The 15,792-nt window shown below is 57.3% G+C and carries 18 protein-coding genes and 1 pseudogene; 3 read left to right on the top strand and 16 right to left on the bottom strand.

The window, feature by feature from the left end:
- Positions 1-26: 26 nt before the first annotated feature.
- The 14 genes from TU81_RS00640 to TU81_RS00570 all read right to left on the bottom strand — a co-directional run bounded on the left by TU81_RS00640 (position 27) and on the right by TU81_RS00570 (position 12,361).
- Positions 27-545, bottom strand: a complete 519-nt coding sequence (locus TU81_RS00640; protein ID WP_048392668.1) for a lysis system i-spanin subunit Rz — start codon at positions 543-545, stop codon at positions 27-29.
- Entirely contained in the window at positions 542-967 is a 426-nt protein-coding gene (locus tag TU81_RS00635; RefSeq protein WP_048392667.1) for a cell wall hydrolase, read from the bottom strand. Before TU81_RS00635 ends, TU81_RS00640 begins: the two co-directional genes overlap by 4 nt.
- A gap of 90 nt (positions 968-1,057) precedes the next feature.
- Positions 1,058-2,416 (bottom strand): SGNH/GDSL hydrolase family protein, encoded by a 1,359-nt coding sequence (locus TU81_RS00630; protein ID WP_151152241.1) that lies wholly within the window; start codon positions 2,414-2,416, stop codon positions 1,058-1,060.
- Positions 2,417-2,428: 12 nt separating this feature from the next.
- Positions 2,429-2,803, bottom strand: coding sequence for a hypothetical protein (locus TU81_RS00625; RefSeq protein WP_048392663.1), 375 nt, complete (start codon positions 2,801-2,803; stop codon positions 2,429-2,431).
- A complete protein-coding gene (locus TU81_RS00620; RefSeq protein WP_048392661.1) occupies positions 2,800-3,096 on the bottom strand; it encodes a hypothetical protein in 297 nt (98 codons plus the stop codon). The genes TU81_RS00625 and TU81_RS00620 overlap by 4 nt, the downstream gene beginning before the upstream one ends.
- Positions 3,097-3,182: 86 nt before the next feature.
- A complete protein-coding gene (locus TU81_RS00615; protein WP_048392659.1) occupies positions 3,183-3,548 on the bottom strand; it encodes a hypothetical protein in 366 nt (121 codons plus the stop codon).
- Positions 3,545-3,880, bottom strand: a complete 336-nt coding sequence (locus tag TU81_RS00610; protein ID WP_048392658.1) for a hypothetical protein — start codon at positions 3,878-3,880, stop codon at positions 3,545-3,547. The genes TU81_RS00615 and TU81_RS00610 overlap by 4 nt, the downstream gene beginning before the upstream one ends.
- The gene (locus TU81_RS30615) at positions 3,880-4,938 is read right to left on the bottom strand and encodes a hypothetical protein (RefSeq protein ID WP_053078260.1); all 1,059 of its coding nucleotides are present in this window, start codon (positions 4,936-4,938) and stop codon (positions 3,880-3,882) included. The genes TU81_RS00610 and TU81_RS30615 overlap by 1 nt, the downstream gene beginning before the upstream one ends.
- A gap of 24 nt (positions 4,939-4,962) precedes the next feature.
- Positions 4,963-5,643, bottom strand: coding sequence for a hypothetical protein (locus tag TU81_RS00600; protein WP_048392656.1), 681 nt, complete (start codon positions 5,641-5,643; stop codon positions 4,963-4,965).
- Positions 5,644-5,968: 325 nt separating this feature from the next.
- Positions 5,969-9,529: a host specificity protein J gene (locus tag TU81_RS00590; RefSeq protein ID WP_048392652.1), complete on the bottom strand. Its 3,561-nt coding sequence runs from the start codon at positions 9,527-9,529 to the stop codon at positions 5,969-5,971.
- A gap of 57 nt (positions 9,530-9,586) precedes the next feature.
- Complete coding sequence (locus TU81_RS00585) at positions 9,587-10,195, bottom strand: tail assembly protein (RefSeq protein WP_048392651.1); 609 nt, start codon at positions 10,193-10,195, stop codon at positions 9,587-9,589.
- Between the two features lie 43 nt (positions 10,196-10,238).
- Positions 10,239-10,661: a hypothetical protein gene (locus TU81_RS00580; RefSeq protein WP_048392650.1), complete on the bottom strand. Its 423-nt coding sequence runs from the start codon at positions 10,659-10,661 to the stop codon at positions 10,239-10,241.
- 120 nt (positions 10,662-10,781) lie between these two features.
- Positions 10,782-11,510, bottom strand: coding sequence for a phage antirepressor N-terminal domain-containing protein (locus TU81_RS29085; protein WP_053078257.1), 729 nt, complete (start codon positions 11,508-11,510; stop codon positions 10,782-10,784).
- Entirely contained in the window at positions 11,507-12,361 is an 855-nt protein-coding gene (locus TU81_RS00570) for a BRO-N domain-containing protein (protein WP_053078256.1), read from the bottom strand. Before TU81_RS00570 ends, TU81_RS29085 begins: the two co-directional genes overlap by 4 nt.
- Before the next feature lie 189 nt (positions 12,362-12,550).
- On the opposite strand from TU81_RS00570, the gene TU81_RS29080 reads away from it, so the two are divergent.
- From TU81_RS29080 to TU81_RS00555, 3 genes are all read left to right on the top strand, one after another.
- The gene (locus TU81_RS29080; protein WP_157385213.1) at positions 12,551-13,003 is read left to right on the top strand and encodes a helix-turn-helix domain-containing protein; all 453 of its coding nucleotides are present in this window, start codon (positions 12,551-12,553) and stop codon (positions 13,001-13,003) included.
- A 51-nt stretch (positions 13,004-13,054) separates the two neighbouring features.
- A complete protein-coding gene (locus TU81_RS00560) occupies positions 13,055-13,345 on the top strand; it encodes a hypothetical protein (protein WP_048392649.1) in 291 nt (96 codons plus the stop codon).
- Positions 13,346-13,445: 100 nt separating this feature from the next.
- Positions 13,446-13,685, top strand: coding sequence for a hypothetical protein (locus TU81_RS00555; protein WP_048392648.1), 240 nt, complete (start codon positions 13,446-13,448; stop codon positions 13,683-13,685).
- 604 nt (positions 13,686-14,289) lie between these two features.
- Here TU81_RS00555 and TU81_RS00550 read toward each other — a convergent pair.
- Together TU81_RS00550 and TU81_RS00545 are read right to left on the bottom strand one after the other, a co-directional pair.
- Positions 14,290-15,033, bottom strand: a pseudogene (locus TU81_RS00550) (C40 family peptidase); the annotation flags it as partial.
- A 2-nt stretch (positions 15,034-15,035) separates the two neighbouring features.
- Positions 15,036-15,785 (bottom strand): phage minor tail protein L, encoded by a 750-nt coding sequence (locus TU81_RS00545; protein ID WP_048392647.1) that lies wholly within the window; start codon positions 15,783-15,785, stop codon positions 15,036-15,038.
- Positions 15,786-15,792: the final 7 nt, after the last annotated feature.

Here is a 15,792-nt window from a genome sequence, read left to right as displayed (position 1 = left end):
ACGGAGGATTTTTTCTCCCTTTAAAGCTAACGATGCATTGGTGCAGATATAGCAGTTACGAACGCCTGGCAAGCAGCTAATGCAATCAGCCCTCGGTCGCCTGCGTCGGTGATGGCGACAATTCGTTGAGCATGCGCTGGGTCAAGTCTGGCTCGTGCCGCTCCATGAACCATGCAGCGGGCTTCGGTACCGGTTGGCACTGAACAGCTACCGGCTGAACCCGCATCGAGGAGGACTGACAACCGCAAATCAGAAGTGGCAAGGCGATCGCGCAGGCGATCCTGGTCTTTTTGTGCATCGCTCAATTTCCTGTAGTGGGTTTGTTCGCTGGCTGAAAGGCGCTTTTCGAGCGCCAGGCGCTTGTCCTGATCGGCGCTGACCTGCGCGGCGGCTGCATTGCTGATGGCGGTCAAGTCGTCCTGATGCAGGCCGGCCTGCTCGGCAAGCTGCTTGCCGTAGCGCCAGTCCTGAACCTTCCAGACACCGCCAGCCGTGAGCAACATCAGCAACATCACTCCGGACAACTTCCACGTCACGAGACTCATGGCACATCCTTGAAGAAGACGTGGTGGCCGAGCTTCAGCGTCTGTTTCGCTCCCACAGTCCAGGTCGGAGCCTTAGGCATGGTGGTCGCGTAGTAGTGGGTCGCTCCCCCCGTAGAATCAGGCTCTGCGCCGGACATCACCAAGTCGGCTGCCTTTTGCGCCCGGGCGAACCCAGCGGCAGGGATCGACTTGCTCCCGCAGAGGTACGGGTAATTCGGGTCGTTCTTGTTCCAGCAGCTGAATTGGTACGGCTTCAGGCACACACCGGCATAACCCTCACCCCACCACGACTTAGCTCTGCCGTCGTTCACGCGGTTGCGGATGGTCCAGGCCACGGCGATTTGGCCGGCCAAGGTTTCGCCGCGGGCCTCACCCCACAAGGTGCGGGCGAGGACGTCGCGGTCTCTTTCGGTAGGCGTCATAACTTTTCTCCAAACGAAAAAAAGCCCGCGGCTTGGCGGGCAAGTATCTCAATAGGGTTGATGTCGATATCGGACGAATACAAACCCGTCTCACGCATTGATGACTTTATGGCAGTCCACCGACCTGAACCGGACTGTGACGTTGGCCGGCACACCCTGGCGAAGCACGACGGTGCCGCGCGTGCGCAGCGAGTTCAGCGTTACACCCGACGGTACGGTCAGCGGTGGGGTCTTCAATAGGTACGACGGGTGCGCCAGCGAGTCGCCAACAAACGCCGTCTCCCCGGATGCCAGGCCGCCGTCCTCGCACACGACGATCACGGTCGACGCGGTGTGCGCCAGGCGCAGCCCGAAGAAGATCGAGGAGTACCCGGTGTTCCCGGCTGGCGCGTCATATTCGCAATAGGCCTCAATGACATCTCCGCCCGACAAATTAGCCACGCCGACGTTGTTCTGAAACTCCACCGATGGCGCCGATTCGGTCGGGGTGCCAGTGATCACCAGCTTCTGCCAGGGCTCGACAATGCCGGACGCGTTTACGATGTCCTCCTTCGAGCACAAGGTAGTGACGCCGGTGCAGTTCAGGTGCTGCACGCCGTGGCCGTCGGCGACTACGCCGGTACAGGTGCCGGTGGCGACTGTGATCGTGCCACCTACGCCGACGGTCAACGGGTTGGCATTGATGATCCCGCCCGGGTTCTTGGTGGCGTTGTAAGCCCCCGAGATATTCACATAGGGGCGAAGGTCGGTGATCGGGAAGATCGTCGCCAGCACGCGGGCCAGGGCCTGACCGTGGCGAGTGCTGCCCTCTTGGCCGACGTGGGTGTGGTCCGGCAGGAAGCCGGGCACGGCGTAGCCCAGCGTCGAGGTGGTCAGCCAACCGAACTGCGAGAGGTCGCAGACAAGCACGCCACGTTGAAACCGCCGCGAGCGCTGCCAGTTGATGCAGGCGTGGTGGGCCGCTACCTGATCCGGGGTGAACACCGGGGCGCCTACGGCCTGGGCATCGGTTGGCGGGATATCGGTCATCCAGATCACCGTGATCCCGGCGTCTCGGATGCGTTTTTCGATCTCCGTCATGTTGATGATGCTTTGCTCAGCGCTTATCGCCGGCACAGCCACCCGGTCATTACGCGACATGAACAGGACCACGAACGTGACGCCCAGCGACAGCCACTTGGCGATGGACTCTGGGCTACGGTCCAGTATGTCCTTAGTAGTGCTGCCGCCGATCGCGCAGTTCGCTTCCACTGGAAAGGTCACGCACTGGCGCATCAGCCCGCATGCATGGTGCACCCAACCGTAGGAGTGGAGACGGGTGGCCAGGGCACTGGCCGACGAGTTGCGCTGGCCACGGCTGTCGCCCTCGATGCCGCCGATCACGGAGAGGCGCGAGTAGAACCGGTCAGCCTGCGCCCTGCTCATACCCGGAATATCAAGAACGCCCATAGGCTTATGCCCTCAAGAAATAGTGATCGCCGGCTGAGCGATGACGGCGCCGCTTGCATCTCGGGTAACCGCAGGCTGCGTGATGGTCTTGCTCGGAGTACTGGCATAGGTGGCGTGCCAAGCATCGATGGCGCCGGGGAACGCAGTGCTGGCAACGTCAGTCGTGAACACGCCTGCTACACCATCTGGCCAAACGATGATGGCTGTAACAATCGCGCCGTTCGCGTCACGGGTGGCCGTCACGGCTTGAAAGGCTTGCGTATATGCCCAAGTGCTCAGGTTGTACTGAACTCCGGCACGACCAGCGGGACCGCGCAACTGCCCTTCGGTCGTAATAGTGATCCGCTCTGCGGTGCTAACCACTGTGATTTCGGTGGTTATCGTCATTCGGTTATACCTTTTGCGACGAAGACGCGAACCGGATCCGTCGTGAGGATCTGTTCCGCATCAGTCGTGTACCTGATATCGAAGCTGAGCGCGCCTGTCGGCCACGTCGCGGTTTCGGCACTCAAGGTGAATTCACCGGCAGCCCTGTCAGTGAATTCAACAGCGAGCTCTGCAATGAACCGGGAAGAGGTCCCTATGGATGCGCGAACCTGCCAGTCGGTCAGGTCTTGTGGCACTCCGCTCACCTTCACCACCAAGGCGACCTGAAATGAGTCGCCGCGTTTTATGTTCATTTACTGCTCCCGGGCGAATGATCAGAGGTTTCTTCGAGGCAAAAAAAACCCGCTCGATGGCGGGTGCGTAGTGCAAGTGCTGCGAGCTACATCGTTCCGGATGGGCGAGCCTCGGGGTCAGCCTCGATCACTTGAATGGCTGGCTCAACTGGCCACACCGGAGCGGCCGGCCAAGTCGGCTGTTTCGTGACCTTGCCCAGGGCGAACTTGTACGATTTCCATGATGCAATGCTGATCATTAGCGCTGCCTGTTCAACCTCGTCCTCTTCTGTTGCCTCGCCGGCGTCAATGCCGTAGCCAAGGGTCTCGATGCGGTCCTGAATACGCGCGATCTGTACGACGGCAGCAGTGTTACGGTTTGCCAGTTCTGATTTTGCGTTGGCCAACACCAATGCGGCAGCTGTGGCGTCTTTCATTTCCATGGTTATCAACTTCGACCAGTCAATGTTCATTCGCCAGCCTCCTCTCGTAGAACAGGTTCGGGCAGCGGCTGGGGTAGTGATACCGGGCCATCCGGTGGGTTTCCCAAGACCTTAGGAGTGGATTGCTCAGGACTGAAATTTGCGGGGATCGGATAGAGTAGTGACAACTGGATGTTCCCACCCACACGTTCGATCTGCCCCAGCGCAAACCATTGCGAGTCAACCGCCGAGCCAGGCAAAGATCCTCCTTCTGGCAGAGGTGATAGATCAAATTCTTCACCATTGATCAACAGACTGTCGCCCTGCTTGATTAACTCGAATGGCTCGTCGTCGTAGCGCTGTCCGTACAAAGTGATGTTCATTACTTCCATCTCCCATGTGCAACTACAGCAATGATCATGTTGGTTGATCCAGAAATTAAGACTGGGTGATAAGCCGCCCATTGGCCCCAAGTAGACGCCGACCCGAACAACTGTTGACCCGCCCAGCCTCCGCCGCTCGCACTGGAAATGCCGTACCCGAACATCTCGTAGTCGCCCACGAATGGATAGGCAAATGGCCCCATGTCGAAATTAACGCTTTTGAATATGCTGCCGTTTGCCGCCGTTCCGCCTCCGATGGTCACCTGTTTACGATTAAGCAGAGACCCATCAGCGCGCTTTTCGTAATAACAGCTGTTGATGAATCCGCTTTCAAGAATTGCACCATTCGGTACGCCAGCCGCGTCAGAAACCGTTCCAACAATATTGTTGCGCCCATATGCTCCCGCGGCCTGCAACGCGGTGAGCAGCGCAGCAATCGTCTTAACTCCTGTGCCGCCTTGAGCAATACTGAGTGCTGTGGTCAATGCAGAAAGCGACGTGATGTCGCTGTTCGAGCCGCTCGCCGCTTTCCCTCCGAGGGATTGCGCTGTCGCCGTGGCCTGCGCTTGCAGCTTCCCGAGCGCCACGAGCAAGGCGTCAGCCGCGGTAATAGCGGTGGCATCGGTAGTCACCAAGCCGGTAAGCACTGCAGCGCGCACGCGCGCCTCGGTGTGGTACTTGTTTGAGCCTTCAGGCAATCCGTCCGTGTCAGTCAGGTTGAGCTCTGTCCGGATTCCAGCGAGCGTCGGTGTAGTGCCCAGCACGGCAAGCACACCGCCGAACTGATTCACCAGCGCCCGCAACGCATCAGCGGAATCCTTCACATACCCTTGTAGGGGGGCCAGCGCGTAGACACCCGCTGCATTAGTCGCTCCCTGATATGGTGGATCAATCGACAGCGCCGTATCGCTGGCGATGTTGGTCACCTCATACCAGCCACCATCTGGACCGCGCCAGCCATCACCGACCCGGCTATTTGCAATAAACGCAGTGCCGGTGCCGATCACTGAATTGGAATTTTGGGTGACAGAAACCGTCCCGGCTTTATACCAAGGCATCGATTATTTTCCTTTGAAGAGTTTTTATACGCCGAGCTTGGCGAATACTGCTGGCAGGAAGAAGGCGAAGGGATTACCAAGACCAACGGTCAAGGCAAACAAGTTCCCACCTGAAAAATCCCACCAGCAGTAAAGCTGCCTACTCTGCACGCCATCATTCAACATATTCATTCCAAATGTGTTGATCAACATGTGCTCGCCTGCGGGAAAATTGAAATCAACCCGATAATAATTTCGTGGCACGCCCTGCGCTGTGTAGTCGGTCTTAATGTATGCCCAGTTTTGAAATGAACGTGTAAAGCGTGCATATGGTGTATCGGAATCAAAAAGCAGCTTTGCGTTTCCATCCCAAAGGCGCATTCCATATTGCGCTACCGGACTTGCTGCGAAACCGCATACAAAATAAGTCCCGTTTGGCTGCGATGTGTTGATGTCATAAGCTCTGACATAGAAACCCGTCCACGCACCTGGCGAACCGTTGACTCGCATCAAACATAGGCCGGCCACGCCGGTACTTCCCGAGGGCCGAACGAATACTAGTGGAGGTTCCTGGCTCGTAATTGTCGCAGGGAAGTGCGTGGTGGATCCTAAGCCTGATTCCTCTGTCGGCAGATATGTTCCCTTTGCAAGAACTACCAGCCTTGTAAATTCAGAGTCAATGGTCACAACATTACTGTTGTTTGTGTATGTTAATCCATAGCCCATTTAATAGAACCTTATAACAATAAGCCGCATGGTAATTCCGGTTTTATTGCTGTATTGCCCCCTTCCCCTTATATAGCTGTACACATTAACCCCCCCGGAAATCACCTCTGTTTCGAGCTGTTTGTCGAGCGACGAGTACGCGCCTATCGGGACTACAAAAGCAGTGGCGTTCTCAGGCGTGACTCCGGGAACAGAGATGGTTTGAAAGGCAATAGTGTTGCTCCCGGTCACCAAGCTGCTGTGAACGACTCGCATAGTGAAAGAGTTCTCATCGACCTGAAGCAATCCATCTGGCCCCCAAATGCGCATTCCATAAGCCATTTTTCTACCCCAGATAGCCGAGTCGTACGCGGAGCACGTTGTTCGCGTCGTAGACCGACACATTCAGAGAGTTGATCACCAGCCGCCCTTGCCCGGGAACGATTCCATTTATTTCGAGCGTCCCGTCTTTATTGAGAATCCATCCCTGCTGGCCGGCGATGTAGTTCGTCGAACTGATGTAGCTGCCAATCTTTGCATTGGTGATGGTGCCGTCAGCAATGAAGGCCGAGTTCATGAACACCTGGCCACCCTGCACCGCAAACGGCACGGAAATGGCGCCGCCGGCGATGGTGTTGACGATGGCGAATCGGTCAGCGCTCACCAGGAACTGACTTTGAAATACCCCGCCCACATTCTCGATGCCCAGTCCAATGCCGGCCGCGACATATTGCCCATTGGCGGTGACCGACATCTTCACCGACCACATTGTTCGCAAGTTGCCGTCCATGTCGGCGAAGGCCTCGGCGGTTTCCTGAATGGCTGACGTGTTTTCACCCACCACAGCCGTTAACTGGGTGATCGCAGTAGCAGTGGCTTCCTTGTCGGTGGCAACAACCTGCCTCAGGTCCGTGACGCTGGCCTCATTTTCTCCAACAGCGGCGGTCAGGCTGCTGATCTTCTGCGCGCTGGCCAGATTCTCGGATGCCCTCACCTTCTCTTCCGTGGCGATCGCAGCGGTGCTGGACCAGCCTTTCAGCGCATCCGCCAGGTCGCCCTCCCCATCGTCATCACGAAAGGAAGCTCGCAGAGCCTGGAACGCTGTCGCCTGCGCAGTGACCACGCCGTCAAGCTCGGTGATTTCGGCGGTATTGGTCGCGACCTGCTGAGCAAGCCCGTTGGCCGTCTGCACTGTCTGTCCGACGTCGAGCCAGTAGTCCGGGTTCGGTGGCGGTGTCTCGAGTGGGACGTCGCCGGTCGCCTGATAGATCCGCTTTCCGACAACCACAAGATCGTATTCGCTGTAGGTTGCTTCCGGGTCGTAGCCTTTCAGCCCATCAAGCGCGTCAATCTGAGCCTGAAGGCCCGGGATTTTGTCGATCTCGTCCAGGATGTCTTCGCCAAGCTCCGTGCGCCCGATCTGCCCAGCGATCATTTCAAGAATCGCCGCAGCATCAGCGCTCGACTGACCCTGCACGCCGATGCCCACCGGATACCATCGACCGATGTTGCCAATCCGGTCCACCAGGCGCGCCCAGAAGTAGAAGGTCACGCCCGCGCGTAACCCCAGCATCGAGAAGTCACTCTGCGGATATGACAGGTCTGTCAGCTTTGTCGCCGCTTCCAGGCTGGTCGTCTGGCTGTGCCAAATCTCCGTGCGCTGAGTGTCCTCGGCCCCGGCCGGGAACCCCCACTTCAGGTAGATGCCGAACAGCAGCGGCGTGGCAGTCAGGTGTGACACCGCCGGCGGTAAGCCCTCCTTGCCCTTGAGTTGGGTGAGCATCGAGTTGCGCCAGATCGACGAGATATCGAAGGCGCTCACCGCTCTCACCCGTGCCACGTAAGCGCCGGCGTAAATGCCCGTCACGTCAACGCTGGTCATGCCCGTGCGTTGCAGCTTGATCCAGTTGCCGCTGTCTTTGCGCCACTCAATGTCATATCCAACCGCGCCGTTCACCGCGGGCCAGGTGATGGTCATAGTGGCCACGGCGAGCCCCTGAGAAACTACAGAGGTAGAAGTCAGCGTGACGCTGGCTGGTGCCGGCACGACGGTGATCGGAATTGCGCTGATCGGCCGCTCTTCCAGCCGCGCACCGGTGTCGATGTAAGCGAACTTGCTCGGCTCGTACTGCAGCGCGCTGATCTCGAAGTCACCCTCGGCAGTGCGCTTGGTCCGCAGCACTCGATAGAGCGGGATTGCCAGATCATCGGCATCCAGTGCCCACTGCAATTGCGGCAGTGGCGCTTCGCTGTAATTGGTGGTCACGGTAACGGCGCGGCCGTTGACGCTCTGCACGGTGCGACCCTCGGCGCGCCCGCCGGGCAAGTTGATGATCAACCGATCGCCAGCCTTGGCCTGGGTGTCACGGTCGAGCGTCACAACTCTGCCAGCAACCGCAGAGATACGCCCGCCCACCTCGCGACCAGCCAGCAGCGAATCCGCCACCGGGATGATGTGCCCGGGCAGCGGAATCACGCCTTCCATTCCGGTCTTGAACGAGAGGGTACGGTCCTGGTTATTGCTGAGGATCGCCCACTTGCCGCGGCGCTGGGCTTCAGAGGCGCGCGTACAGCCAATGGCGCTCAGCTCGGTCGGTTTGTCGCCCAGGCGCTGCTGCAGATCCAGGTCCGCGAACGGAATGACGTCGGTGTCATAGTTGTTCGCCGGATTGTCGTAGCTGACCAAGGCGCGGGTATATCGCGTTTTGGCTGAGGCGCTGCCGTAGGAGAACTTCCCGTCGATGACATTGGCCCGGGTGAACACATAGTCGAAGTCCTGCGCGCGCGGCATGTCGGCCTGCATCACCAGTTGGCCCTGCGCCCAGTACGTCATACCTCGATAAATGCCGGCAATGTCGCGCAGCAGCGACCAGGCGTCCGCCTTGCCCTGCAGATTCATGTCGCACAGGAAGCGTGGCTCAACACCACCGAGACCATTCGGTACCAGCTGGTCGCAGTACTGCGAAATCCGGTACAGCTCCCACTTATCGACCATGAACGACTTGATGCGCTTGCCCAGGCCAAAGCGCTCTTCAGTACAGATGCCGTACGTAATCCAGGCCGGGTTATTGGTCCAGGCCTGCTTCATGCTGCCGTCCCACGTGCCGGTATAGGTCCGGGCGATCGGGTCGTAGTTGCTCGGAACCTGCCAGCGGCGTGCCCGGCACTTCACGGTGACCGCGGGAATATTGGTGAACTGCTCGGCGTCGAATTCGATGTAGAGCAGCGCGGTGTTCGGGTAGCGCAGCTTGGCGTCGATCACTTCGGTGAAACCGGCGATCAGCATGGTGTCGGCGATCTTGTTGCTGTTCTGGTTCGGCGTCAGGCGCCGCACGCGGATCTGCCAGCCGGTGGTGGCGTCTGGCAGGTCGATCCGCCGAGAGCGCTCGTAGCGCGTGGTGGTCTTGCCGTCCACGGCATCCACTGCCACCTGTTGATAGGCGCCGCCGTCGGTGGCTACGTCAATGGCGTACTCGATGCGGTAGCCGACGATGTTGCCTTCATCATCCTGGCGCTGGAGCGCTGGCCACGCAAAACGCACACGCACGGCCGACATCTGAATGTTGGTGATCGAGCGCACCCAAGGGGAGTCACTACGTAGCTCGACGTTCAGCGAGGTTTCGTTCTCAACCGATGGGATGCCCGGGATATAGGTCTGATCCACGGAGCCCGGGCGCCAGTCCCACTTCACGTTGGGGAAGTTGTAGTTGCCGCTCCCGTCCCGGATCGGGGTGTTGTCGAGGTAGATGTCGTAGTCGGTCGGGGTTTCGTCGAACTCACCCTCGCCCACGGCGATCAGCAGCTTGGCCAGGTTGGTCGAGCGCAGGCTGTCGCTGGCCTCGGTCGGCGACTTCGGCTTGCTGCTACCGCCCTTCTCGCCGTGTATGTCGATCTGTGCTGCGCCCATGCTTTCCTCCAGGCATAAAAAAACCGCCTCATGGGCGGCCTGCTCACTGTGTTCTGCTTACACTTTGTCTTCGGCGTAGATCGAGGCGGAAATGATCATGCCGCCCCACCGGCGTTCGCCGATACAGATAGGCACCGGGTTGCCGCTGGCCGTGGTGTTCTTGGCGCTGCCAAAAGAATAACTAGGCAGGTTTTCAGGGGATGCGCTTTGAGATAGTCCGCTCGCCTGAGGGCTTAACATTTGGATTACACCTCCGATCGCGAGAGCTGCACCTGCCTGGTATAGAAAGGGAGATGCAGCCGCAAACGGCGTAAACGAAAGAACAAAGGCAGCCGCAACAAGCACAGCACCGAGGACTGTCTGCAATCCGCCAGCGCGCTTACTCCCGCTAATCACAGGAACAATGCGAATTTCTCTCGTGCCGCCGAGATCCAAGTCGTCAGTACCTATGTTTTTGCGGTTGCGAAATATCGCAAACGTCAGCCCCAAACGCTCAAGCCGCTTTATCTCTTCGGCGAAACCATCGATCGTTGCATTAAGCGCCCGAAAGACTTCTACAGCAGATCCACCATCCAAGAGGTAGGATTTACTGCGAAAGAACTTCTTCGCCAACGAGCCTGAAAGCAATACTTTTGTCGTTGGTGTGTACGTGATAGCTGCCGACATAATTTTCTCCGCCCAATAAAAAACCGCCCGAAGGCGGCCATGTTCAAAACGTTGTAGGGAGAATATCTATCTGCCCATCACCGCCAGTAAATACTCGGTATTTCTTTACGGCACCATCTTTTACGGCCGCTTCGCGCTCTACCCGCTCGGCGCCCATTGAGCAAATACCAGACCCAGTGTAAGCAGCTCCTACCGATACAGTTTCGGGAGACAAATAGAACGATGCTTTTTGCCCTGGATCAAGCTTGGCTGCCTGTTTGCCATCAATGAACACTGCCATTGAACACAGGCTGCCGGTATGTCCGGAGTCACGAATCACCTGAAGCACGCCAAACGAACCCGAAGGCTTCTTTTGAAAGGCTATCAGTTGACTTGGCGGGGCCTCCCTCGCCTCGCTCGACGGCGTAGGGGAAGTGGCGCAGCCAGCCAGCAACGCGACAGCCATCGCACCAATGAGTAATTTCACGTCGTTCCCTCGCTTGAGTTTGACGTGACTTTATCACCAACATGCGAGCAACACGAAAGCCCCGCATGGGCGGGGTTCTTCGTTGATCGAGGGGGGTAGACCGTCCCTGGCTGTTGCGTCTCAACCTTCGCCGAGAATCTCCCGGAAACGGTCAACTGCTGCACTGTTATAGAAAAAGGTCTCGCACTGCCGATCACTGTACTTCGACTTGTCGAGTCTAAGTTCGCCGTACTGGTCCGTTTTCAGACCGTGCTGGTTAGCAAGCCGACCGATTTTTTGTGCGCTGACTCCGAACAATTGCCCCACCTCACCCGCCAGCTTCAGGCTTTCTTCGACCTTGGGTAGCGGGATCAAACGCTGCCCGAAGGCAAGCTCTGAAATGTGGCTGAGCAAAGCCTGTTTACTGGTATCGTCGAGATTCGGCAGGTGAGCCAGTGCAAGCCTACCAAACTCTACGGTCGAGTCATTGGCTGCCGATGGATGTGATCGCGGATTGACTGCATGCCCGTCATTCCAATATTTCCAGAGCGCGTCATCGCATTCATTTTGATACTCAACAATTTTGTTCCGAACTCGCTCGTCTTTTACTCGACCGGTTTGAACGGTCGAAAGCCATCCTGCGAGCTTACGCAATGGCAGGCAAGCGACCTGCTGGATCCCCCCCGCTGAAGGTATCTCCGTTACGGAGACACCCCAGCGCGCAGGGTTCGCAGTCAGCTTCTTATGCTGACCTCCCCAATCCAGCCCAATGCCCTCTACAACTGGGCGCATTGGCACGTAGGGCTGACCGTTGAGATCGACCAGCATTAAGTTTACGCCATGAAATGGAATCGTCATCAGCGCACTCATGCCGCCACCTTCCACTTCAGCCTGGCCATCGCCGCCAAAGCAAAGTCGAAAAGAGCTGCTGGTGGAACGTGAATGCCATTCTCTCCAGCAATAGCACCGAGAAACTGCATCGGCGACATCACGTACGCATCAATAGGAACCGGCTGGATCTGCCGATTGCCAGCGCCATCGGTGAAGACGATGAAACGCTGCGTCGGTGAAAGCTCGGTCGGAAGTTCAACACCCTTCCCTTCCCGACCCAGGAACTCGCCCTCGATCGCATATGCGGCGACAAAGCTGCAGGCCGACTCGAACTCGCTCGCGGGGATCAGCTCAGTGCGTGCCACATTGAAGCGTGTATGCAGGCGGTTGTGCATGACAAGTTGGAAGCTCTGACGGTTCTCAGTTGGCACCGCTTTAGCCTTGTCCCGAATAACTCCCTTGATGATATTGAACTGGCCCAGGCTGAGCTGCTCCATCAGCATGGTCATTTTGCCGTGATCTTCGTACCGACCGTGCTTGCGGATTGCTGGGAGTACTTCGGCAGTCACCCACTTTTTGAAACGCTTCGCCTCAACTTTTCGACTGCGAAGGATCGCCGAGTACAGGCCAGATTCGTTGATAACCAGCATTTCCTGCTCACCACCAAGGGTACGCACAATCTGCGTACCCTTTTCATCCTCGTCCAGATTGCGGGTCATATCGCCTGCAATGCGATACTCCAGAGCAGATGAAACATCGGCTGCGACGAACCATGGCTGGTCGTCGATTAGCAACGTTCGAACCTGCTGCTTACCAAATTTGAACGGGATAATCTGCGCAGTCCGGCTCTGGACATTGTTTTCTATTGGAATTGCGGTAGCATTAATCACGTGAATGTCCTCAGAAAATACTCACACCTGAACCCCGGCCCGCCAGCTGGGGTTTTTTATGATCAGAAGATAGCAAAACACATCACTTCAAATCACTTGATATCATTCAAGCGCAAAACCAGTCATTCTGTCAATATCATTTAATATCGTTTAAAGTATGTCTCTAGAGGCTAACTGATGGGATTTTGTATGAGCGCACCTGCTGGCTTTCCTGCTCGACTGCTACGACTTAGGGCTGATGCAGGCATGACCCAAAAGGATCTGGCAAAAGCTAGCGGCATGAGTGTGCCCCAGATTGCCAGATACGAAACTGGCACATCCAAGCCCCGCATGACTGCGTTGGTGAAGCTCGCAAAAGCTCTCAACGTTGAGGTGTCGGATATCCAGGCATCCGAGGACGAACCCGAAACCATCGAGTTACAGCTGCAAAACATCGACACAGGTGAATCGACGCCATTTGCGCTACCGAAATACATGGTCGAGGAGCTGGAACAAGAAGCTGATTCGCGGGATGTCTCACTGGAAGTCATCCTTGTCTCCACCATCAAATTGGCTTTGAACAAAAACAAAGGCGTGACGAAAAGCTTCGATGAAGTTGTCGCTGAGGTCGCCGAAGAGCATTCCAAGTTTCCACCCGAATAAAGCAGCCCGGTCCCGCCTAGGCTTTTTATCGCCAGAGCAATGAGGTACCCGATGTCATTAACAGTTCCTGACCGCATCAGCATCATTCGGCGAGGAATAGAAGATGCTCAGAAGGATCCGTTTGATCTGTTTGGAGCCAGGATGATGATCCATGAAGCTTTTAACTCATGGGGAGTGGATACAACTTGGGTTGCGGGTTTTTTACTTCCGGTAAAAGCCCCCATCACCTCCACCCATTTGGATACGCTGGACATGATCACCATTCTTCTTGATCACTCGCCAGAATTCTGGTCAGCCAAACCAGCGCAGATGTGCGAAATGGTGCGCCTCATTGCAGGATAAATAACGCTCTCGCAGACACGCCCTTTCCTGTACAAATCCTCAGTAACGCCCCTCCGACCACCGATAGTAGCCTTATGACTCCATCGGAACGGATATTGATATGACCATCAACCTAGTGATGACCCCCGAGACCTCTCAGCTTCTTAAAGTCGCGATTGATGAGCGCTACCCCGACTTGAAGCACTTGCATCGAAGCGTTGAAATCACTTCGAAAAATCCATGGGCTGGAACTATTCGATTCCACAACCCAACGAGTTCCAGCAGCGCTATCTTCGACTTCGCACCGGGAAGAACAGACGGCAAGCCGGATCTTTACATCATCAAAGACTGGAATGACTAAATCACCACATCGCAACGGATTCCCCAGTCCTCTGCCTGCAAGCCCAAGGACTGGATTGCGCCAATTTCGGCGCGCTTATGACCGGGAGGTCAATGTGAGTAGTCAACGAAAAGACCCACGAAAAGAAGGATGGATCTTCACCTGGGGAGTCGTTCGCGAAAGTCCTTCAATCTTTTTAGGGGCATTCCCGACTAAAGATGCTGCAGAGGCGAGAGCATCAACCCTCGGCGAGGGATACAAGGCGACCTACGTCACTCATCTGCCGGGCACTGATGAGTTCATAATTGAGGATGAGCCTCGCGGCTGATTTTTATGGCCGGACCTCTGTGAAGGAGATCTGGCCAACGCCGGCGACTACATCAGCTCTTAGCCCCGGTTTTCCGCTATAACTGCGACTATACCCGTCACCGCCCGGCCCCACTTTGCCCTTGAAGCTCAAGCGGTCGATTTCAGTATCACCGTCGAGTATAGCGACGACGATCTCCGCGCCGCACAACGCGCCGCTGGAGACGGTAAATAAATCTTGAATGTTCAGCACGTAGCTCTGATTGACTTGCATGTCCTTCTCCTGCGGCCATGCCGCGCTATGTTGGTTGTTTTGCATCTTGTGCCTAAGGACCAGGTGCGTTCGATCGAGCCACGGACCACCGAAAACGATGACCTCGGACGGCCTGCCGTACAGGTGGTGCAGCAGGAATGGCCCAGGCCCAAACGTCGCGGCATCCTCGCCGGGCAGTGCTGGATCGGCGCCGAGAAAAATTCCGGCATGGTTCGGGTAAACCGTCCGCCCTACTTCCATCACAATCATGTCGCCGCGCTGCGGCTGATCGACTCTGTAGAACCCGGCTGCCTCGTAGTTCGCTTCGTACAGGCTGGAGTTATCCTTGCTTTCCCACCAGCCATCGGCACGCTTAAAGCTTTCGAACTCAAGTCCCCACTCACGCTGATACCAATCCGCACAGACCTGCCAGCAATCCCAAGCGCCATGCACGAACGGACGCTTCAGCAGCGGAACGGCGCCGGCTGGCATCACCGTGCGCAAGTCACCCTCTGGCCAACTGAGGATGTGCCAGGGCATCGCGGTCGCTTCGCACATGGCTAGGTCGCGCGGTGAAGGCCGGCTGGTGGCATCCGGGTGCGAGTGGACGATGCCGATTACTTCGCCGATGTCTTCGGCCGCTGCATAGTCCTCCGGGTCAATCCGGAATTCCTCGTTGGGTTCAGATGCGATGTTTCGGCACGGGTAATACTGCTGTTTGCGCCCAATCCCCAGCAGCAGACCGCAGCACTCTTTCGGGTACTCGGCGGCCGCGTGAACCTGGATCGCGCTCAAAATATGGTTGCGCATGGTCAGCTCCGGGCGATGAGGGAAACGGCAGGAAAGCCACCGAATGGGTAGGCATTACCGTCGCCGAAGCGCGGGATGCAACCCCGACCCAGCGTGGCGTCGCACTCGTCCAGTTCAGGGTTATCAGTGGGCACGCCGTCCTTCGTGACGTACCCGCCGGTGTAACCGCAATTCGGCCCCCTGTATCCGCCGGTGAGACACCAGTGGCACAGCGTCGTAGCCTGTCGGCCAATGGATTCGCCGCCGACGTCGCCCGGGCTGGCCAGCTCCCAACTGACCGTCTCCCCGTCCTCGTTCGTTTTCTGGTCGATGTACCAGACTTCGATCGTCTCTTGGGTTGGATCTGCCGTCGGATTACCGGCCGGGAAGTTCACCGCATCCAGGTACGTGCCCAAGGTGTGGCGCATGGTCAGCTTGAACTCGAGCAGATCGTCGAACGCCAAACAGAGCGCGGTGATGCGCCCATTGACGTTGCCGACCGACAGCGTTGGCCGTACCGCCGTGCCATCACCATTAGCCTCGATGCCGTCGATCTGCATTGGCCAGGCGCCGTACTCGTTGCCCTGCCACCAGATCGCTTTCGCGGGAAGCAGATCGGCATCGGCTCCGGCGGCTATAAGCTCCGCAGGCGTGTACGGAATCGCGTGCCCATGAAAGCGCAGCACGTCCGCACCGTAGTCCGAACCGTCCAACTCAAAGAGCAGTACTTCGCTGCCCGGCTCAAGAACCTGGATGTCACTGATCAGCGGCATAGTTGCC

It is taken from the genome of Pseudomonas lini (assembly GCF_001042905.1).
GTDB lineage: Bacteria > Pseudomonadota > Gammaproteobacteria > Pseudomonadales > Pseudomonadaceae > Aquipseudomonas > Aquipseudomonas lini.
This window is presented reverse-complemented; position numbering and strand designations above follow the sequence as displayed.